This window comes from Natronoglycomyces albus (assembly GCF_016925535.1).
GTDB lineage: Bacteria > Actinomycetota > Actinomycetes > Mycobacteriales > Micromonosporaceae > Natronoglycomyces > Natronoglycomyces albus.
Map to the genome: position 1 here is coordinate 2,100,419 of NZ_CP070496.1, position 20,317 is coordinate 2,120,735.

The window sequence follows — 20,317 nt, forward strand, 5'->3', positions numbered from 1 at the left end:
GTTAGGCGCGGGCGTCTCAGCGCACGATTGTGGTCACCGGGCAGATGCGATTCCCTGCGACCAAGCCCACCCCGCTACTTCGACGCGGTTGCGCACCCTAAGTTTCTGTTGAATGTTGGCCAGGTGGTTCTTCGCGGTTCCAGCACTGATGAACAGGGCCTGGGCTATCTCGGAGTTACTCAACCCCTGGGCGACTAGCCGTGTGACTTCCAGCTCACGATCGGTCAGGCTGGTGAGGGCTGGCCCAGCAGTAGCACCTTCCCGCAAATGGCGCAACAGCCGCACTGTGACCTGTGGGCTAATGAGGGAGTCTCCGGCTACGGCGGCGCGAATAGCCTCGACCATGAGGGTGGGACCGGACCGCTTCAGCAGAAAACCACACGCGCCGCCTCGTAGCGCGGCGTAGACGTAACTGTCCAGATCGAAGGTGGTGACGACGACGACCTTCATGGGTTTTTCTATGTCGGGGCCCGCCAGCGCGCTGGTGAGTTCGAGTCCGTCCATTCCTGGCATGCGAATGTCGGCAAGAATCACATCCGGTTCGATCTGGCGGGCCTGGGAGAGGGCGCTGTGCCCATCTGCTGCTTCAGCGATAACACTCATGTCGGGTTGTGCGTCGATGACCATGCGGAACGCGCTGCGAATCGCCTCTTGGTCGTCGGCGAGGAGGACTCGGATCGTCATGAGTCTTTGCCCTCATTCGTCGGTTGCGTCGGGTTGCGGTGAGTGTGGATTTCGAGCGGAAGCCGCGCCTCGAGGCGCCAACCGTCGCGGGTCGGCCCGGCGGTGAGCCTACCGGCGAGAGCTTCGGTGCGCTCGTTTAGGGAAGGGAGTCCCACTCCGCCACGGGGTCGGACATTGGCGCAAGCGAGTCCTCCCGCGTTGTTCTCGACGACGACCACCACCTCATTGAAGTCGTTGGTGACGGCTACTGATATGTCAGTGGCGGTTGGGGCGTGCCGCCGTACGTTGGTGAGGGCTTCCACAATCAGTCGATATACGGTGCTTCCGATCTCGCGCGGTACCTCGTGGGCTTCTACTTCAATCACGCTAGTGACCTGGGCGGTGACCGAGGTTGCGAAGCGCTCCATCAAGTCTGGAAGTTCGGCCAGGCCCGGCAAGCTCACGGGGATTGCTGGCGCGTTGTCCTCGCAGCGTTGTGTGGCACGTAGCAGAGACACTGTGCGGTCCATGGAGGTCATTGCCGCGATCCCGGCCGTCTCGATCCGAGCTAGCGACTCCTTGAGCACCGCGTCTCTCGTGCCCCCTGCCGCCGAGTCGATGACCACTTGTGCGGCCTGGGCCTGGGCAATCATTCCACTGATGTCGTGGGCCACATAGTCGTGTAGATCGTGGGCGAGGCGAAGTCGCTCATCGTGCTGGGCGTCGGCGATTGCCCGCTGGCGACGGTTCTCCACGTAACGCAGGTAGACCCCGGCGATTGCCGCGCCGATGGGCCCCAAGGCCCAAAAGGCCGCGGCATAGAACAACTCCTGGCCACTGAGAGGTTCAAAGTGCTCTCCAGGCGCGACACGGTAGATGCTCGTGGCAACTGCCAAAGCTGCGAGGACTCCGGCGATGATGGCGCTGGCCGGCGGAGAGAAGCGACCCAAGAGGCCCACCAGTACGCACAGCAAGAGTGACTCGACCATCCCACTGGGAGGAACCGCTAGCGTCTCGAAACGAATTTCCAACATCGTGACTAGTAGCGATACGGCTCCGCTGATGCCTGTGAGGGCGGGCAACCACGACCGCGAGCGCGGCCACCACAGCAACGTGATGGCGACAGCGCTGCTGACGGTCGCGAGCGGAATCGACCAAGGATTCCCGAGTGCGGCGATACTCAACGCGCTCACGACGAACGTTCCCGCCAATAGGCGGGCTCGCTGATAGGGAAGGGCGGAGTCGCTCACAGGTTTAAGTCTAGGGAGTGCGGAGCTGTCTCACCTGTGCCGATCGGCATATTGAGGCCTTTCTGGGTCCGGTTTTGAGGCCGATCGGCATCTGGGCCCGGGGTTGGGCTGGAACGAGCATGGAGTGGTCAGCGAAAAAGCCACCTCGGTAGGGACTGCATCATGCGACCAAAGATCACCTTGTCGGCATCTGTCAACGATTCGAGCGAGGTCCAGCCCGGCCCACATAGTCCTGGGTGGCTTCGGCGCGGGCTGCGGGCTTGGCCTGATTGGTCGGGCTACGCGGCGGCTGCCTGGTCAGGATTCTACGGCCTGCTGGGAGGACTGTGGACTATGGGAATGCCCGGGTTTCCGTTCGGCGAGGCAGAGCCGGAGGAGGTCCGCAGCCACACGTTGTTTGGCGCGGAGACGGCCGGGAGCATGGGGCCGTGGATCGCTGCGCTGGGTGTGGCCGGTGCGGTTGTCGCGCTTTTGATGGCACGCGGCACCGCGCCGAAAACCATTGGGGTGGGGTTGAGTTTGTGGGCCATCACCTGGGCGGTTTCTCTTGTTGTTGTCATTCCTGACCACCGGCCCCTTATGGCTCTGGCATACACGCCGTTGGGCCTCGTGGGCACACCTTTGGGGTGGCCAAGCGATTCATATGCGGAGTTTTTCTCCCTGGTTTACCCCTGGACCACTCTCAATCTCTTTGTCCTCATGTTTGGGGGCTTGTTGTGGTCGCTGACCGCCATCGCGTTTCTTCGCCGATCATCAGGCCGATGTGTCCACTGCGGACGGCAACCGGGAGTGGAGGAGGACTGGACCTCTCCGAAATCGGCCGCCAGGTGGGGCCGTTGGGCCGTCTACGTTTCGCTAGTTGGCCCTCTGCTGTATGTGGTCACACGATTGGCGTGGACGCTCGGCTCGCCGGTCGGGATTTCCAGCGAGTTTCTCGATCAGATGCACCAGGACGGTTCGGTGTGGGCAGGTCTGTATCTAGGCTTGTTTGGGCTGCTGGGGGCACTCTTGACGTTGGGCCTCGTGCAGCGATGGGGTGTCGTATGGCCGCGCTGGGTGCTAGGGCTGGCCGGAAAGCGAGTGCCGCGGGCCTTTCCGATCACGTTTGCCTCCATCGTCGCCCTGTGCATCGGCTCGGCTGCCTCGACGCTACTGGTAGTGGCGGACTGGTCAGATACTGACCATCTGTTGGCCAATCCGGGTTTGCTGTGGCCACTGTGGGCTCTGGGCTTGGGGGCCGCGACGCTTGCCTACCACTACCGGACACGGGACGCCTGCTCATACGACATCACCGACCTTCGAGGCTTACTCACCCACAGGGTGCTTCCTACCTTGTCCCCGGCTCGTTGCCCCGATGTACGCACCTCCGATCGCCCCCTGAAACCTCACTCGGACAAAACCTCGCTGAGGAGGCGGCGTAGCCAGCGCGGCGAGAGGGGTTTGTTCGGAGCACGAGACAGCCCATCTCCAATACGCCTGCCATCACGAGGCACGGAGTCTGTGAAACCGCACAGAGTTGACGTCCGTGTTTGGATCGCCTCCACGTTGCAAAGACAATCGCCAAGCATATTGGAGATGGGCCGCCCTGCCCTAACATCACCGCAGGCAGGCTTTTGTGGGTCAGAATTCCGGATGTTTACTGGTGAACTCAACCAAATTCGCGTGGAAGTCAGTCAGGCCATCACCGGCGGAGCCAAACACGTACCACATGATCCACCAACCGCCCTTGGGCGTGAGATACGCGCGTCCCAGCGGACTGCCGGTACGGGTATCACTGCGATAGATGTCGAGCGAATCGCCATGGTTTGAGCCATAAAGGTGGTACATGTGCGCCTGGTTGGGAAACGAGCCATAGTGTTTGCCAGGTTCAATGCTGGCCGACATTTAGCCCACCCCCTTCAGGGCAGAGTCAAAGTTCGCCTCAGCTGCTGCCAGAAGCGCGTCCTGCCATTCGCGACTGCGGCCGCTGAACGGGGTTTCCCAATCAGTATCGGTTATGAACCCGCGCGACACCAAAATCGTGGCCACCGGGATCACCATGCACTGTCCCTGGAGATTCAGTGCCAATGCCGATCCACGTGCCGCATGTGGAGACACCATGTACGTGTCGGATTTGAAGACGAATTCCACCACTGAGTCAGAGGTCGGCTTGAAGTCTCTCATCAGCACCACCGGTTTCCCACCACCGAAAAGTGCTCGTCCCCAGCTGTTCGCATCCCTCTGTATCGGAAATCCGACAGTTCTGTCTGCCGTGGCATTGCGAGTAGCTCCTCGTAATGTCAAGACGACCCGTCAATAGTTGACCGTTTTCCCTGGCAGGTCGCCATTGTGATACCCAGGACCACCCCGGCTTCGCATCGTGAATCCCGTTGGTCCCAAACGAGATTGCTTCCACCGCAGCGTCTCTGAGGGTGAAGATTGCCCCACCAATTATGAGAATAGAAGAGCATTTGTCCTGGTAGCAAGCATAATCTGCGGCCGAGTTCTCTCACCACATTGCTTGGACACACGCAACCGTTGCACAAATTTTGTGCGGGTGACATTGTGAAATGCTCCTGCTACGGTGTGAAGATTGTTACGAGGCTTACGGAGTGCCAATGGCAATGTCAAAGTTGGCGGCTTGGTTTGTAGCGACTGAGATCCGCACACTTCGCAATGAGGCGGGCCTTTCCCAAGAACGGGCAGGCGCACTCATGATGCGACACCGCAACACGATTGCGGCTTGGGAGGCAGGAACCAGCCTCCCGGCACTGGACTCGATCAGGGGCATTTGTCATCACCTTGGTGCCACCGCTGAACGCACGGAATACCTGGAAGCCGTGATCCGACAGCATCGCACCACAGGGTTGGTGGACGACCTCGTTGACATCCACGATATCTACTGTCTCGCTCACGCCGAACGCTTCTACGGCGAAGTCAGCAAATGGGAGCCGCAATTCATACCCGGTGTCCTCCAAACTGAGGAGTACCACTTCAGTCCGCTTACACGCGACTACCGGGTCGATGAGAACATCCTGTCGCGGACCTGGCAGGTTAAGAGCAGTAGGCAAAAGGAGTATCGGGACCGCGAGCCGGTCCCGACCACCAGGGTAATCCTAGGCGGGGACTCCATCCGGTTTCTCGACCACATCGAGAACCGGCGCAAGCAAGTTGACTATCTGTTGGAGAGCGCTGAGCTCCCGGGCTGGGAAATCCGGGTCATTCAGCAACCTCACCCAGGTATGCGAGGTGGGTTCGATGTCCTGAAACCAGCGGGCTTCAAGCACGCTGGGCCCGCGTTCAGTTACGTGGAGACTCTGGACACGAGCTTGTATATCGAGGAGCAACACAGGGTCCAGGCTTATGATCAAGCCTACAAAGGAATGTGGGACCGCGCAATTCCGATCAAGGAGTATATAGATGGCACGTAATGTTTGGCGCAAGAGCTCGCGCAGTGGCAGTACCGGCAACTGCGTCGAGACGAAAGCCAGTGGTGGGGCGTTTTGCGTCCGTGACTCGAAACTCGGAGACAACTCCCCCGTGTTCGGCATGACCCGCGAGGATTTCTCCGGGTTCCTGCGGTCCACGAAGTAACTACATATCCAAGAGCGTCGCGTCAGGTGGGCTGATCAGCGGCGATAGATCATTTTTCGACACGAAGCTGGGAAGCGGACGAACCAAAGCTGGGAACTAAGGTTCGCGATTCTACGTCGGAGAGTGAACGATCCGAGACTCTCGACTCCGAGGGAATCACCAACTCGGACTGTCAGCGCGCACGCGGGCTCTTGAGACACAACTCCACACAGCATCGGGCGGCTCCACTACACGGAGCCGCCCCATCGTTGTTCGGGCCACAAACTCGATGATATGACGTTGGCTTACGTCCGACGACCGTGTCGGTTGCGAGCCTTCAGGGTTCCTCCCGGTAGCGGTGGGGCTGGCAACCGCTTAGTGGTGCCTTGGTAGCCCTCAACCTGACCAAACCGGTCGCTTTCGTTTTGCCACTCAGTGCGGAATCGCTCAATCTCCTCGTGGCTGCGTCCCACGAAGTTCCACCACATCACAATCTCCTCGGCAAATGGCTCGCCGCCCAGGAGCACAATCCTTGCCGGGCTCGATTTCAGCGTCCTCAACCGCAGAGTCTTTGCGCCCGCGTCACGGCAGCCAAGATCAGCGGGACCCAGCCGCACTCCCTCCATTGCCACCTCACCGGTATCTACGAGCACCCCATGTTCGAAGTCCGAGCGGACCTCAAGCACGAGAGTTGCGTCAGCGCCCATAGTGATCTCGACTCCCAATAGCGGGGAATATGTTGGCACCGGGGAGGTCTCGCCCGCGAGCGAGCCGATAAATACCCGGGCGTGAGCCTCCCCGCCGACGATTCGGCAGCCCGAGCGATCTGACAGGGCGATGCGTTCGGGGGCGTGATGCGTAAATTGGCGCGGGGCATCGGCGTCGGCCTCAGGCAAGGCCACCCACAGTTGCAGGCCGTGCAGAATCGCTGTCGAGGGCGTAGACACCTCCGAATGGGCGATGCCTCGTCCACCAGTCATGAGATTAACCTCGCCGGGGCGCACAAAGCCGTGTTCACCACCAGAGTCGCGGTGTTCGATTTCCCCTTCGAAAAGCCATGAGACGGTTTGAAGACCCGTGTGCGGGTGTGGAGGCACGTCCATGCCGTTGGCCTCACGGATGTCAGCGGGGCCATAGTGGTCGACAAAACACCAGGCTCCTATAAACGAACGCTCGCGATGAGGCAACGTTCGACGTACCAGCATCGACCTCGGACCGCCTAGAGGGACTTCGCGCCCAGAGAGCACTTGGATTGACGTTTCGGAGCCGGTTCCGCTGTGACAGTGGATTTCGTCTGGGCGGGCCTCGACGTTACTCATAGTGATTCCTCCTTGCGGCCATCGTGCCACGCGGACATGAGCGCCGAGGACGATTATCGCAGTACCAACGGTGAATAATAGGCACCACCGACATCGCCAGCCTGTTCGAGAATCCAAAGCCGACGCTGAGCAAGTGACAACGGGCCGCTATCGCCAATCTCTGTAGCGACCACTAGTTCGGACGGTTCCTCCCTCGGGCCACGCATGAGCTCAGCCATCCCTGCCACCGTAAGGGGCTCGAACACTGTGGCCAAGTCGAGTTGGAAATCGAACTCTTGCCTGATTTTGGATACCACCCGCAAAGCGAGCATCGATGATGCCACCTATGGAGAAGAAATCGTCGTTGGAGGCCGAAATCCTTGTGGCCCAAGATCTCCGCCCACATTTCAGTATGGTGTTTTCGACCGAGTCACCCACTCTCGTGGCGCTGCACGTCTCCGAAGCGGGTTCCAACTCTGGAGATGGGGGAACCCTTGGCGTTGGCGACGAGAAAGTCCTCTTGGCCACTGTAACCAGCTAGCATGATGACGCATAGCGCGCAATCGGTCTTAACCGCGGTGGCGCCATTGTTTTACCTAGGGCGTGGATGGCTGAAAACGAGGGACTGCAGGGTCTATAGAAAACGATGTGACTGGCTTCTCTTTGAAATGCACGATAGGCATGGGCCGAACATGACAACTGATGTGCGGCGGGAAAGATACTTCCTCGCCTTAACGCCACCTCATCTAGATCCAGGCTCGAACATCCGCCTGGGCCGGGCCCGCCCCAGTAGCGCCTCACCTCGGTATGGGCGACGCAAGAACATGGCCCCTCACCCAACACACTGTTAGCGTGGCTCTTAAGTCGGCGACCAGCGGAGGATGACCATGATCGAGTTTCTACAAAGTGCCTCGCTTTTGACCGCAATGCTCACCAGCGGACTACTCGCCGGACTGTTCTACGCCTATTCAATCTCCGTGATGCCTGGATTGGGTAGGGCCGACGACACATCATTCATCGTTAGCTTCCAAGGTATTAACGAAGCCATCATCAACGGTTGGTTCATGGCCAGCTTTATCGGCGGCCCGCTGCTGACGATCGTCGCCATTGGGTCGCATATTCCCGGCGAGCATCGCGACCTCCTCCCCTGGCTGGTCGCGGCCGCCGCAGCACATGTGTCCACGTTCGTCATCACAGGGCGGGTCAATGTGCCGCTCAACAACGCGCTGGCGGCGGCTGGTGAGGATTCCACGCCACACTCACAGGCACGGGAGCGATTTGAAACGCGCTGGAATCGATGGAACAACGTTCGCACTCTCACTAGCCTCGCAGCCTTCTTCTGCCTCGCGGTTGCCCTCTTCGTTCGCTGACAATCATCGACAGCGCCCGCCACCTCGACACGATGGGCGGAGGCTTGGCATCGGCTCCTGTAGACACATCTTTCGCGTATCTGTTCCACGCGGCCCAGCAAAGTGGGCGCACGCAATCTCGCCTCGGCAAAGTTTAGGCTGGTTGACCGACAGATGCGAACACTGGCAAGACCTCTTGCTTGAGCCTCACAGGAGTCTAATGTGACTCTCATCTTCCGTGCCCGTCTCCTCGCGGCCCCTGTTAGCCCTTTCCATAAGCTTCCAGGCAGTTGGGCCAACACTCAACGCCGTCAACATCTTCGCCAGACCTGATGTCTTCGATCGCCCTGCTGATCGCCGCACCTTTACCAGTCCGCTATGCGACCCCATCGCTGACGATCGCGTTCATTTGGGGTACTGGCGTCATCATCGTGGCAGCGATCGAACGCATCCATACGCCGGGGGCCAGCTCCTTCCTCGGGAACCTGGCCATCGCCGCCGCCTATTTCCTGGTAGCGGTCTCGCTGTTGCGATCACGTACGAAAATGAGGCGCGTTCGCCCGCGACCACATGATAACGTTTCACGACTGTTCGAAGGTCATTCTCTGACCGCTCAATACAGAAGGGAGAACTATCGCATGTCTAGTCTTGCCAATCTCGCAACCGTGCGGGATCTACTCAGGAGATTCAATGATTCATCTTTCCGTTGCCAACCTCGAACGCTTCGCACGATTGGGGAATAACCCCACCCTTCATCTCTCCCGCTTGCAAGGCCACAGCGAGCGAGGAAGCCTACTGCCCGAGCACGTGCTGGTCGCCCACGACGACGAACGCGACTTGGGACGCATCGCTATCGTGACCTATCCCGACGGAGCTACCCGCCTGTACCTGTGGGATTCGCCCCTGGACCACCCTGAGAGCGCGCCAGTTCACCGGGTACTCATAACAGGCGCCATCGATCGAGCTCGGGCTGCTGGCATGACGAACTTGGGCACCACGATCGTCGATCAAGACGATACCGACCCCGCTGGAAAGCGCGCGGCCCTCGCCGAAGACGGCTGGCTGGCCGACAGCGAACGACTGGAGCTGCAAGCAGATACGTCATCTCGACCGGTAGCCCCAGAGGTGGTACAGACGTCACCTCAGGATGCGAGCATCACCGCTGTCATGGCGGCTTCCATGTCGCACAGCCTTGACGACTACGACCGTAACCAAGTGGCGGAACTGGGAGCCGAAAAAGCTGCCATTGGTTACCGCGACATGATGACCTCCGGCAATTCGGAAACACCATGGCTGACATACCAGGGGCCCAATGGCTGCGATGGAGTGGCCGCGCTGATGCCGCTTGACGATGAACTCTGTTTGGGATACCTCGGAGTTGATCCGAGCGCTCGCAAGCAAGGCATTGGGGGCAAGCTAGTCAACGCGATGGTGGACATGGCTTACAAGAGCGGACTGAGCAAAGCTACGGCAAGTGTGGCCGTGGACAACAAGCCGATCCGGGCCACGCTGGATGCAGCAGGCTTTACCACGAGGTCGAAGCGCACCGACTTCGAACGAAAGCTCTAACACAATGACGGCCTCGCGGGAGCCCCGTCTCGCGAGGCCACTTTTTGATGCACGTTCCACAACACTGAACTGCGCATATCCTGCTACTAATAGCCCCGGGTACTACAGATAGCTCTGTATCGGCACGCCCGATAGTTCGGTGGGCCTGGAACGGCCGAGAACCTACCTACTTTTCTGGCCCGGGCTAAGCCAGCAAAACCGACACGTCAGTAGCGGCGCCGGGGCCGATTAGTTTTCTCGTCAGAGCCTCGGATGAGGCATACACACTAGACCGAGAACTATTACGCCCCTAGCGTATGTAGTGGCCACGCACGGGCTCCTGGCGCACACTGGTGCCATGGCCCAACGTTCCTTTAGCGGCGACGTCGCCGCTCTCTATACCCGTTTCCGTCGTGGATTCCCTGATCACGTCGTTGAATCTCTCCTCGCTAACCTCGAAGTACAACCGCACGACAGGGTTCTCGACCTTGGCTGCGGCACCGGGCAGCTCACCGTGCCACTCGCTAAGCGGGTAAAGGCCGTCATCGGGCTAGACCCCGAACCCGATATGTTGGCTCACGCTATCGCCAACGCCAACGACAAGGGCATTGACAACATCTCGTGGATGTTCGGGACCGATGAGGACCTTCCGACGTTGCGGAGACTCTTGGGGGACGAAGCGCTGGGAGCGATCACAACCGCGACGGCTATTCATCTCATGGATGAAAAGCAGCTCTTTACCAACTCCGTGCCTCTCTTGCGACCCGGTGGGACCGTTTCTGTCATCGCCAATGGGACACCCTTGTGGCTTCACGACGCTGACTGGTCACGGGCGATAAAGAACTGTCTGGAAGATTGGTTGGGGCGTTCGGCCGACAATCACTGCGGGACCGACTCCGCCTCAAGAGCCCGCTTCAGGCTGGAGATGGAGGCCGTGGGATTGACAGTCGCGGAAACTGTTATCGAATACACCGCGCAACTGAGCATGGAGCAATTGATCGGCAATGTCTTTTCGGCTCTATCGACCCATTTGCCGGGCGCAGCAGAACGCCTTGTCTTCGCTGAGCAGGTACGGCGAAGCCTGGGCGATGAACTCGATTTCTCCGAAAATGTTCGCGTCGCGGCGCTGATTGGCCGTAAAACAAACTGACGCGAACTCAGCCTGCGGAATACGCTAGTTACTTGCCCATACTCAGAGCCGTATGCGGAGGAATCGGCCGCTTAACTAGAGCGAGGCTACCTGATGATACAGGCTTTCCGAGAAGCGCAAGTGTGCCCTAGGCGGGATACGTCACGGACCTATACGCCAACGACCCAGCACGACTACGGCCCACGCCTGGATTCGCCATCCAGTGCACTTACGACCTACACGGACATCAGGTCGTAGCGAGTACTAAGCCTGAGTCGGCCACGTTTCTTCAAGACCAGTCTCAAACGGAAGTTGAGAGACGACAGTGACTTATCTTTATCAGCCTGCATTCTTCGTATTAACACCAACTTCAACCAGCCATAAGCCCACCAATATGTAAGTAGCTATCTGCAAGAACAGCAACTGAATGCCTCCTGAAGGGCGAAGTATTTCGATGTTAGTTTTCTACCAGGAGTCATTCCTCTGCGCATCGTCTACATCGCATCGCAACCGCGCTGTAATTAGCTCTGCCACTTTAAGTACATAACACCTTCATCGTAGAATCAGGTGCTCCGCAGCCATTATCGCAGGCAGTGGAGCCATCAGTCCGGATAAGGGATGGCAATACGCCCGTGGGCTTGCGGGCGAGAACCGTACATGTTAGGGTGCGTGACGTCAAAGATTACAGCCCCCTGCAACTTGCGTCCTGACTGACTTGCAGTTGCGCCATTGCATTGCACTTAGCCCCCAACGTTAACTGGAGTCAGATTCGCCCTTCATACACTAACTCTGCCCTGTATTAACGAGATGTGTCGCCCACCGTCGGTCTAATCCAAATACTAGGCCGCCCTATGACGCGTACCTACCGCTATTATCTTGCCAAAGCATAGCGACCGTCATCTTTACATAGGAAACTAAGGTCTACACTGGTAGTATGTCCCGACGTAGAAAAGTCTACCTCTCGTTTTTCATTTAGCCCAGCGACCTATGCTAAAGATGTTTCTTCGACGCACTCGTTGGCTCTATTGCTTATGCAAAGCTTACCTCGTGCGGCTACTGACGTAGATCTTTGCATAAGTTTCATGCCCAAAATCCCGCACAATCCCTTTATTATAAAATCCCTATAGATTTTAGGAATTCAGTGAACAGCATTTCGATAAAAGCAGCTAAGACAAGGTTCATAGCACTGCTCTCAGCTTTGGTACTAATGTTCGCTACATTCGCAATTACCTCTCAAGAGGCTCATGCGATTGGAAATAATCGAGAAATACATAGGCATTGCGGCGTTAACTGGGTTGCCAGTTTTGTTCATACCGGAGTACTCCAGCAATGGCAAGCAGTCACCAGAAAACAGAGCGGCTCTTGCCAAGGAAGACTATGGGCAGGGCTTAGCGGAGGTTCCGCTGGCGCACGTGAAGTCGCAGGAAACCGCTACGAAGCTAGCTTTAGTCGTTACCGAACTGCCACTAGAGGAATGCATCGCGGGTGCGACGGTTGCAATGTTTCATATACATAACATCAATTAGGAGCGATAACAGTGAAATCAATAATGGGCACGCTCATGAAATTCTCTATGGCACTAGTTCTGATTGGAGGATTCATAGTTACCTTTAGCCAGCCAGCGGAGGCCCTAGGGAATAACCGCCTTATAGAGAGGCATTGTGGGTCTAACTATATATCAAGCGGTGGAAACGGCTACACGGCCTGGGCACGGACCGATCGTCAAGATGGTTCATGTGCAGGTCGACTATGGGCCGGCCTAATTTATGATTATCGCCAGGAAGAAACAGCAGGTTCGTCTGACGAAGCAAGCATTCGCCGCTGGGCCTATCAGAACAGGGCAGACAATGGAATCCATCGAGGATGCGACAACTGCAATCCGAGTCTTAGTTAGTAATTATGGAAACAAAAATCTGAAAGGACCTATATTTTGTTTCTTAAGAGGGCAACGCGTTGTGCAATACTATCCACTATAGTCGTCCTATTTTCCACTCTAGCTTTTGCCGGTGCAGGCAGTACGATAGGCGACAACCGCACGATCCACCGTCATTGCGGATCAAACTGGGTCGGTAGTTGGAACAATGGTTCGGAATACGTTGCTGAAACCATTAAGGAATCCGGTTCCTGCCAAGGCAGGTTGTGGGCTGGCTTTCGCACTGTAGATAGTCGCATACTAAGACCTGGAAGTACACAGATGGCGCGCGCAACCCATCAGGGCTCCAGGGCATTTCAAGGACTTCATAAAGGGTGCGACGCATGTGCAGTATCGGAATCCTGACCTAACTTTACTTGGAGTCGTTTATGAAGTTCGTGAAAATAGCCCTAGTCTCAGTGATGCTAATTGTCGCTGCATGTTCACAGCCTGCGGAGAAGTTGACTGAGCGTGAGCGAAGTGAGATTTCAAGTGTCATTGAGTATGGCTATAGCCAGGGAGACGAGCTTGAAAAAACGCTTGAAAGACTCGCTCGTTTGTGCATGGAGGACAAAGGATTTGACATTCATCCTGGAGAACCGGATTCCTCACGGACTCCATTTCCAGCTTCATTTCCCCAAATAGAGATTCGAATGGGAATCCAGTTCATGTACCAGGATGAAGAATTTATCCAAGAAAACGGGTACGGGAGATCACCCTCTGAAATGCACCCGGACATGCTGGAAGAGCCTGGTGAATTTCTTTGGCTTAGCGAAACAGAGCAGGACAAATATTACAGAGAACTAAACGGAAGTGACGGAAGTTGGATACCAATTACCTGGCCGGACGGATCTGAAATAGTAACGTATCCGACTGAGGGCTGTATGGGAGAAGTATATCATTCAGTGTTTGGCGAGGAAATCACTGAATACCATCAAAGCCTCTATTATGCATATGATGCTTTCACTGCAGAAGCAATGGATTCCGTATTCTCTAATCGCGACCTCGAAAACCTAGAAATTGAATGGTCAAGTTGTATGGCGGCGGAAGGTTTTCCAGGATTGGAAGACCCTCAAGAAGCTGCTTTCAGCTTGGCTCCTAAAATTTATAATGACGCTGGAGTGAATGGACCTGACGACGACGGATTCTCAGACCTAAAATCTCAAGAAATAGAGCTCGCTACTGCGGATTACTATTGCAATAGTACGGTAGGTTTGGATGAAGCTCGCATTGAGATATTCTGGGATAGCGTAGGCGCCTTTCTTAAAGAATATGAAGTGCAAATATTTGCTTGGTCCGAACGTGTCGAAGAAGCTAATAAGATAGCAACTGAGATGCTTCAGCATTTACGGCTGAATAATTTACCTATTCGCAAGTCTCATTACTTTCTGTAGTTTGCTATTGGCATATTAAGAGTGTTATAGGCATTCGACAAGACTCATGGCACTTTATTCGATTGAAAGGATAGCTTCTTGAATATTACGAGACACTTGGGCACCAAGGTAGCCCAGTTTTCTGTAATTATCTTCCAGTCATTGATGTTCGCTTTTGCAGCTGCTACAAATTGGCTTTTCGTGCCGCCTTGGGAACAAGTAAAGTGGATAGCTAACAACGCTAATTCTTGGACCATAATATTTGAAGGACCTACGATCTCATTGCTAGTGGCAATAACATCAAGTGCCACTCTTATAGTGTTGATTGCCGTTCTTACTCAAATTATCAAGAGCGGAGATATATCGGAACGTGTCTGGAGTTATCTCGAGAGAACATTTTTTGCAAGGATTCTAATTGGCCTGCTGATCTTGGCTAAGGCAATACCTCACGGAGAATCGGTCATTACGTTTACGGCATTTCTAATGGGTACAAGTATTCTAGAGATCGTAATACTAAAAAGAGCTAGATCAGACGACGTTTTACATTCCAAATTCATCAAGATTTTAGGAGGTTTATGATGTATAAGACACTTAGTCAGTTTAGCGCAAAACTTGCAGTTTTTGTGCAAGTTTCGTTTTGATTGGTGCCACAATAGGTTCCATTGTTCCTTCAGCGGCTGAAGCGATTGGAAACGATCGAGTGGTTCATAGGTCATGTGGATCTAACTATATTAGCAGTCACTATTCATATAATCACATTGGCGAGTGGATGAGTGTTCATTCAAGAACACAAAAACAAAGTGGATCCTGCCAAGGGCGTTTGTGGGCGGGTATTCAGCGAAGTGGATCCGCTAACTGGTCTTCAGGATCAAGTGATAATGCCACTCACTCGCAGGCCAGTAGGGGTGGCGAGGTAGGCGTACATCGCGGGTGCGATAGTTGCGGAATTTCTTTCACATAAGTAGCTGTCAATCTTGAGACCCGTCTAACAGATTGAGTTTACTCTGTACACGCCTGGATTCGCCATCCAGTGCACTTACGACCTAAACGGATACAAAACTCGGGCCCAATTGAATCCCGGGTAAACCACGTCCGGTCAAGAGCGGAACCCACATTGAAGCTGAGGGCCGGTCGGTGAACAACTGCCGACTGAACCGCTCCGAGATAGCGGCTGCGCGCTCTCGCTCTTGGAGCGGTCCAAACAGGGCCAGCCAGCAAGTACGGCTATCCACGCCTCCTCCGTGCAACGTAATCCCCTCTCCCCACATGGCCCGCAGAAGCTATCAGCAGGGGTCGAGGTCGGCAATGGTTGGGAGTTCACGCTCCGGTACTGATCTCATCCCGGTGGTGGTGCCGGAGGCGATTTGTTCTTGTAGAAGCGCGTTCTTGAGTTCGGGAGGCAGGAGCGGACGTTGTCTCAAGTCCTCGTAGGTGGTGGGGATGATGTCGATGCCGTAGCCTCCTCGTGATGGGTCGGTGAATTCAGGGCCACTTGGAGCGTTGTTGCCGGTGTTCGGGTTTGGCATGTGTAGGGCGTAGATGATCTCAACCTCGTCGACGCACCGTTGGAGTTTGAAGACTGGCCGCGGATGGTCCTGTACTTCGGTGTCGTTTCCGAGTTCTTCACGCAGTTCGCGTATCAGGGCTTGTTCGAGGCTGGCGTCGGTGGGCTCCACATGGCCGCCGGGCAGTACCCAATAGGGCGGCTGGCCAGGTTTGGTGCGTTTGATGGTGAGGATGTTGTTTTCCCCTGTGTGGATGAGGGCGCGGACCCGGATTCGCATGGTGTGCTCCTGTTTATGGTCATGTGGGTATCCAGCCGCCGTCTACGTGGATGGTTTGTGCGGTGATGAAGTCGGTTGCTGGGCTGGCTAGGAATGCCACGACCGCAGCTACGTCGTCGGGTTGGCCTCGGCGGGGCACGCATTGTCGGGCGATTTGTGTGGCTGGTGATGTGCGGTGTTGTGGCGGTAGTTTGCGTTCGGCAGGCACTTCGATGGCCCCTGGCGAGACACCGTTTACCGTAATGCCGTGCGGGCCAAGTTCGCGTGCCAGTGATCGAGTGAAGCCTTCCATGGCCGCTTTTGCAGTGACGTAGGCAGTAAGGCCGACCCGACCAATGCGGGCGTTGACCGATCCGATGTTGATGATGCGACCCCATCCTCGGTGCTGCATGTGTCTGGTGACGGCTTTGGCCATTCGGTAGTGAATGTTGAGGTTAATGTCGATAGCTTCGTTCCAATGTGGTTCATTGAGGTCGTCCCATGTTATGCGTGGGTAACTTCCAGCACAGTTGACCAAGATGTCTACGTGTCCCCAGTTGTGCAGTGTCGTGTTTACAATCTGGGTTGGAGCGGCGCTGTCGCGCAGGTCTGCTGTGGTGACTGCGGCCTGTGTTCCATTGTGTTGACTGAATATGGCAAGTTTGTCCGCTTCCGGGCTCGGGTGCAGGCCGATCATCATGGTTGCCGCACCTTGGCTGGTCAGTTGGTTACTGATGGCCAAACCGATGCCGGTTGTTCCTCCGCTGACGAGTGCGACCCGCCCGGCGAGCGGAAGGGCTTGTGCTATAGCCGGTGTTCGGGGTACTCGCACGATGCGGGTGTCCATGGTTTCACCTCCTGTCCCAAGTCGGCTAGAAGGCTGTCGATGGTGGTTGCCGGATCAGAGACAACGGCTAGGGCCGACAGGCAACCCAGGATTTGATCAGGTTGCATTTGGGTGGGCGGGATGACTCCAAGTATGCGCGTGATGAGCCAGGGTCTCAAAGCGTCCATGAGGTTGTTTGAGTCCGTGGTCGCAAGGCACGCCTCGTATAGTGGTCGGCCCGGTGAGAGCCGGGCAATCAGTTCATCCAGCGCGGCAGCCCGTCCGAGGCCCATGTCCCAGCGAACACGAACATCGATATAGCTCCATTTCGATCTGGTTGTGGTGAACTTTATGAGGGGATGGTCGTAGCTTTTCGCATTTGGAAGAGTGCGCGCAAAGACTTTGGGTTGGCAGGTAGGCACGAGCCAACCACCTAGGCCGACTAGGTACCAAAGGAGGTTGGAAACTTCGCCGCAAATGGTGTTGCGACCGGCATACTCGAAATCTAGCCAGCACAAGGGTTCTACACCAATGTTGGGCTCGGTCGGGTCTCCCTGGGTTAGCGCGCTCATCCACTGGCTGTCCTCGGGTAGCATCCGGCGCGCTTGCTCGATAGAGTCCAATACGTTGAGCCCATAGGGTCTGCCGTTGAGTATGAAGTCGCAGTTTTTCCCGAAGTGACGTAGTTGTGTTGGTCTCGTGTCAAACAGTGCGGGTACCTTTATTCCGGAGTGCCTGGCGTACCACTGTTCAAGCCTGCCTTTTGGTGCCAGCCGGGAGCGATACAGCCCAGGAACACATTGGGACAGGGGCACGATGTCGCCAGTCAGGTCTATAGAGGTTTGCCATGAGTCGCACACTTGCCTGATGGCATGGCGGACTGTAGTGACGTCTGCATCGCTGTTGTCTGCCGCGCTTATGGCCTCTCCTAGCAGGTGCTGGCTGCGTTTGGAGGCGAGGATGTCTTCCATGAATAGCTGCGGCTCGCCTCGGTTGGTGAGGGTGTAGATCTGAGGGACCGGCATGATTCCGCGCAGTGCGATCAGCCCGGCTGCGCTTCGGGCGTCGAGTTGATATTCACGGCCAGTCACATCCTGCCCCCGTTCTCATCGACGATGTCTGACCACGCGTTCAAGACTGTTTCGGCAAGAGAGCGGCTGTGGCTTGCATAAACACGAGCTTTGACGAACAGTTCAGCTGGATGAGAGCGCGAGTACAAGGCACAGTAGTCGCGTAGTGCGTCTTGATCGTCTTCCTTGGTCGTGCCGTTGGCGACTAGGACCTTCTTGGCCAGAAGTGCCGCGCGTTTAAAGAGAACTCGGGGCGTGCTCTCGTCCACGAGGGCGCGCCGAAGTTCCATCGCCGTTTGCTGTGCGTCCGCCCAGGTGGCTTCGCGATCGATTTCCTCACTGATCAGTGGCACAACTGCGTTCTCTGCACGCCATTGAACGCCAGTGGCCCCATTGGAAATTTGTCGTAGAGCATGGGTCACCCGTGAGGGCAAAGCGCCGCATTCGATTTCAGCTGGTTTGAGGAACGTCAAACCGACGTGTCGGTTCCCCAACTGGCGGCGTAGCCGCCTGGTCACCTTGAGGAGTTTCCCCATGTCGTACCGAGTGCCGATGAGGAGCAGGTCTATGTCGCTCCACCAGGTGCGAAAGTTGGTTCGGCCCGCTGAACCAGTCACTGCGATCAAGTCGACCAACTGACGGTCATTGCCCGCCGTCAGGGACCCGATCCACTCTGACACTGCCTGTGTCTCTGTAGCAGGAAGACCTAGCGCCTCGACTGTGGTCAGCCGTGGACGCACCTTCTCCCGGGTGCTGTTGGCCAGCCGCGCTACGTGGTAGCCAAGATGGGCTTGTGAGGCGTTGTTTCCTATCCGCAGATCAGCGATGTGGCGAATTCGGTCGGCTCCTCGGGACTTCTTGACTTGGTCGCGAACCTCTACATCGTGAGGATCGGTACTCAGAGACCGGTGTCTGCGAAGTTCCTCAGTGGCATCGACATACACCGTCGATAGTTTGGGCCCCCAGTATTTTTGAAGCTGAAGGGCCAAGTCGTAGGAATGTAGGGACTCGATACTGATCGCGTGCTGATAGTGGTGGGCGCTCAACCAACGGTCGACCTCGTCGGTCACAAGCTCTGCTTGAGTTGGCGCAGGTTCGTCGTACGGGCGCGCGATGCCGTGCCGGGTTGCAGCAACGTCCATGAGGTAGCCCATCTTGAAACGGACGAAACCATGACGGTGTGCAAGCTGCGCCCCGGCGGTACTCTTGCCGCTTTCCGAGAGACCACCAAGGGCCACGATGTGTAGAGGTCGCTCGTACCACGGGTTCTCCACGTGAATTCCCTGAGCACGGAGTCCTTCTCGTAGCTCACCTTGCACCTGTACAACCGATTTGCCTTCGGTATTAATTACCTGTGTAAACATGTTCTCTTCTTGCTGCCTGCACATGATCTGGCACAAATGAGCTAGGTAGCGCTCGTAGGTCACGGTGGTGGACTCCTGACGGCCGATCGCTACCGCCACGCAGTCCTTAGGTTCATCAGAGTGAGTTAGCAACACGCTATGCTCGCGCTCCCAGAGCTGTTGCAACCGATCTCGCCACGGGTTCAACAGTTCCCTGGCATGATCCAGCGCCACGTCACTTTCCGACTTGGTACGGACTGCGATGGTCGCTGCCAGGCTGGCTTCAAGCATGGGCACGCCCCGATCCACCACCACGGGCACCGGAGACCGAACGGAGGCGTCATGACGCGCGATGTACGAGTCAGCCAACAATCCAGCCAACTCGCCGAGCGACGAAGTCTCAAACCACCACCTCGACAGATCAGGGGCAAGTTTGCCCCAGCGTGCGTCGTACTCGTCTAGACGACCCGCATCAGCCAACACCGGCCCCGCTCGCCGAAGCATGAGCCGTGCTTGGGTGGTCTTACCAACACCATCGACCCCATTCAATGCCACAAACCGAGACATCGTTGCTCCCTTCGTTCTTCGCTGTAGATTTGAGGTGGCCCGCGCCCTCGCCCAACCGATCTCGTCTCACCGCATCGTGAAACTCAACCTGTGGCCTGGCAAGTGGTTAGGGCTTCGTTGGATTAGCAGATTTCCCCACTTCAGCAGCGCTAAGCGCGATCTCATCTGCTAGAGCAGTACCCGGTTCCACGACGTTCTGATCAGAGCTTGGCTTCAAAACCGGTTTGCAACCTGCGCCCCACGACACCGGTCCAAGGTCGATCAAGTCGCTACCCTCGACTAGGTGGCACCACACTGACTCCGCACCGAGACGGCTCACCAGAACCACCACACTGCGAACATTCACAATGGCGAGGCGGTGTTCCACCGCTTGAATCGATACGTAAACTCGCGACATCACAGCCACTCCGCAAACCGCACTTAGCCTGGAGCATTCGGGCTATCTCTCGACGCTTCTCATCGAGAACGATCAAAGCTGCCCATAGGATCGCGGCAGCTTCACCTTGTGGCACCTGCGCATCTGCAAGTTCCAACCTTGTCGAGTCCGACTTCCCGAGCACGTTGACAACGGCACCTACGTAGTGCGCAAGTTTGCCCGGAGCCAGCGCTTGAATGAGTAGCTCGTTATCGTCCGGAACGAAGGTGAATCGATAACACCGTGAGTTGACCAAGGC

At 56.5% G+C, this 20,317-nt stretch carries 18 protein-coding genes; 8 read left to right on the forward strand and 10 right to left on the reverse strand.

Annotation, left to right across the window (positions count from 1 at the left end):
• Positions 1–33 precede the first annotated feature (33 nt).
• From JQS30_RS08925 to JQS30_RS08945, 5 genes are all read right to left on the reverse strand, one after another.
• Entirely contained in the window at positions 34–684 is a 651-nt protein-coding gene (locus tag JQS30_RS08925; RefSeq protein WP_213169943.1) for a response regulator, read from the reverse strand.
• Positions 681–1,913 (reverse strand): sensor histidine kinase, encoded by a 1,233-nt coding sequence (locus JQS30_RS08930; RefSeq protein WP_213169944.1) that lies wholly within the window; start codon positions 1,911–1,913, stop codon positions 681–683. Before JQS30_RS08930 ends, JQS30_RS08925 begins: the two co-directional genes overlap by 4 nt.
• Positions 1,914–2,218: 305 nt before the next feature.
• A complete protein-coding gene (locus JQS30_RS08935) occupies positions 2,219–2,473 on the reverse strand; it encodes a hypothetical protein (RefSeq protein ID WP_213169945.1) in 255 nt (84 codons plus the stop codon).
• A gap of 1,060 nt (positions 2,474–3,533) precedes the next feature.
• Complete coding sequence (locus tag JQS30_RS08940; protein WP_213169946.1) at positions 3,534–3,797, reverse strand: hypothetical protein; 264 nt, start codon at positions 3,795–3,797, stop codon at positions 3,534–3,536.
• A complete protein-coding gene (locus JQS30_RS08945) occupies positions 3,798–4,076 on the reverse strand; it encodes a hypothetical protein (RefSeq protein WP_213169947.1) in 279 nt (92 codons plus the stop codon).
• Between the two features lie 434 nt (positions 4,077–4,510).
• Here JQS30_RS08945 and JQS30_RS08950 point away from each other — a divergent pair, with 434 nt between their 5' ends.
• Together JQS30_RS08950 and JQS30_RS08955 are read left to right on the forward strand one after the other, a co-directional pair.
• On the forward strand, positions 4,511–5,323 hold the full coding sequence (locus JQS30_RS08950) for a Scr1 family TA system antitoxin-like transcriptional regulator (protein ID WP_213169948.1): 813 nt from the start codon (positions 4,511–4,513) through the stop codon (positions 5,321–5,323).
• Entirely contained in the window at positions 5,313–5,486 is a 174-nt protein-coding gene (locus tag JQS30_RS08955) for a DUF397 domain-containing protein (RefSeq protein WP_213169949.1), read from the forward strand. Before JQS30_RS08950 ends, JQS30_RS08955 begins: the two co-directional genes overlap by 11 nt.
• A gap of 284 nt (positions 5,487–5,770) precedes the next feature.
• Here the strand turns inward: JQS30_RS08955 and JQS30_RS08960 are convergent, their stop codons facing one another.
• The gene (locus JQS30_RS08960) at positions 5,771–6,784 is read right to left on the reverse strand and encodes a pirin family protein (protein ID WP_213169950.1); all 1,014 of its coding nucleotides are present in this window, start codon (positions 6,782–6,784) and stop codon (positions 5,771–5,773) included.
• A gap of 325 nt (positions 6,785–7,109) precedes the next feature.
• Between JQS30_RS08960 and JQS30_RS08965 the strand changes: the two genes are divergently transcribed.
• The 6 genes from JQS30_RS08965 to JQS30_RS08990 all read left to right on the forward strand — a co-directional run bounded on the left by JQS30_RS08965 (position 7,110) and on the right by JQS30_RS08990 (position 14,095).
• A complete protein-coding gene (locus tag JQS30_RS08965; RefSeq protein ID WP_213169951.1) occupies positions 7,110–7,304 on the forward strand; it encodes a hypothetical protein in 195 nt (64 codons plus the stop codon).
• 346 nt (positions 7,305–7,650) lie between these two features.
• The gene (locus JQS30_RS08970; RefSeq protein WP_213169952.1) at positions 7,651–8,133 is read left to right on the forward strand and encodes an anthrone oxygenase family protein; all 483 of its coding nucleotides are present in this window, start codon (positions 7,651–7,653) and stop codon (positions 8,131–8,133) included.
• Between the two features lie 669 nt (positions 8,134–8,802).
• Positions 8,803–9,681: a GNAT family N-acetyltransferase gene (locus tag JQS30_RS08975; protein WP_213169953.1), complete on the forward strand. Its 879-nt coding sequence runs from the start codon at positions 8,803–8,805 to the stop codon at positions 9,679–9,681.
• Between the two features lie 337 nt (positions 9,682–10,018).
• A complete protein-coding gene (locus JQS30_RS08980) occupies positions 10,019–10,810 on the forward strand; it encodes a class I SAM-dependent methyltransferase (RefSeq protein ID WP_213169954.1) in 792 nt (263 codons plus the stop codon).
• Between the two features lie 1,229 nt (positions 10,811–12,039).
• A complete protein-coding gene (locus JQS30_RS08985; protein WP_213169955.1) occupies positions 12,040–12,315 on the forward strand; it encodes a hypothetical protein in 276 nt (91 codons plus the stop codon).
• Positions 12,316–13,090: 775 nt separating this feature from the next.
• Positions 13,091–14,095, forward strand: a complete 1,005-nt coding sequence (locus JQS30_RS08990; protein ID WP_213169956.1) for a hypothetical protein — start codon at positions 13,091–13,093, stop codon at positions 14,093–14,095.
• Positions 14,096–15,357: 1,262 nt separating this feature from the next.
• Here JQS30_RS08990 and JQS30_RS08995 read toward each other — a convergent pair.
• Genes JQS30_RS08995 through JQS30_RS09010 form a run of 4 tightly spaced genes read right to left on the reverse strand, consistent with a single transcriptional unit; the run spans position 15,358 to position 19,643 of the window.
• Positions 15,358–15,858: an NUDIX domain-containing protein gene (locus tag JQS30_RS08995; RefSeq protein ID WP_213169957.1), complete on the reverse strand. Its 501-nt coding sequence runs from the start codon at positions 15,856–15,858 to the stop codon at positions 15,358–15,360.
• Positions 15,859–15,877: 19 nt separating this feature from the next.
• Positions 15,878–16,684, reverse strand: a complete 807-nt coding sequence (locus tag JQS30_RS09000; protein ID WP_213169958.1) for an SDR family NAD(P)-dependent oxidoreductase — start codon at positions 16,682–16,684, stop codon at positions 15,878–15,880.
• Positions 16,642–17,754 carry a hypothetical protein gene (locus JQS30_RS09005; RefSeq protein WP_213169959.1) on the reverse strand — a complete coding sequence of 371 codons (1,113 nt, stop codon included), beginning with the start codon at positions 17,752–17,754 and terminating at the stop codon, positions 16,642–16,644. Before JQS30_RS09005 ends, JQS30_RS09000 begins: the two co-directional genes overlap by 43 nt.
• Entirely contained in the window at positions 17,751–19,643 is a 1,893-nt protein-coding gene (locus JQS30_RS09010; RefSeq protein WP_213169960.1) for a hypothetical protein, read from the reverse strand. The genes JQS30_RS09005 and JQS30_RS09010 overlap by 4 nt, the downstream gene beginning before the upstream one ends.
• Between the last annotated feature and the right edge of the window lie 674 nt (positions 19,644–20,317).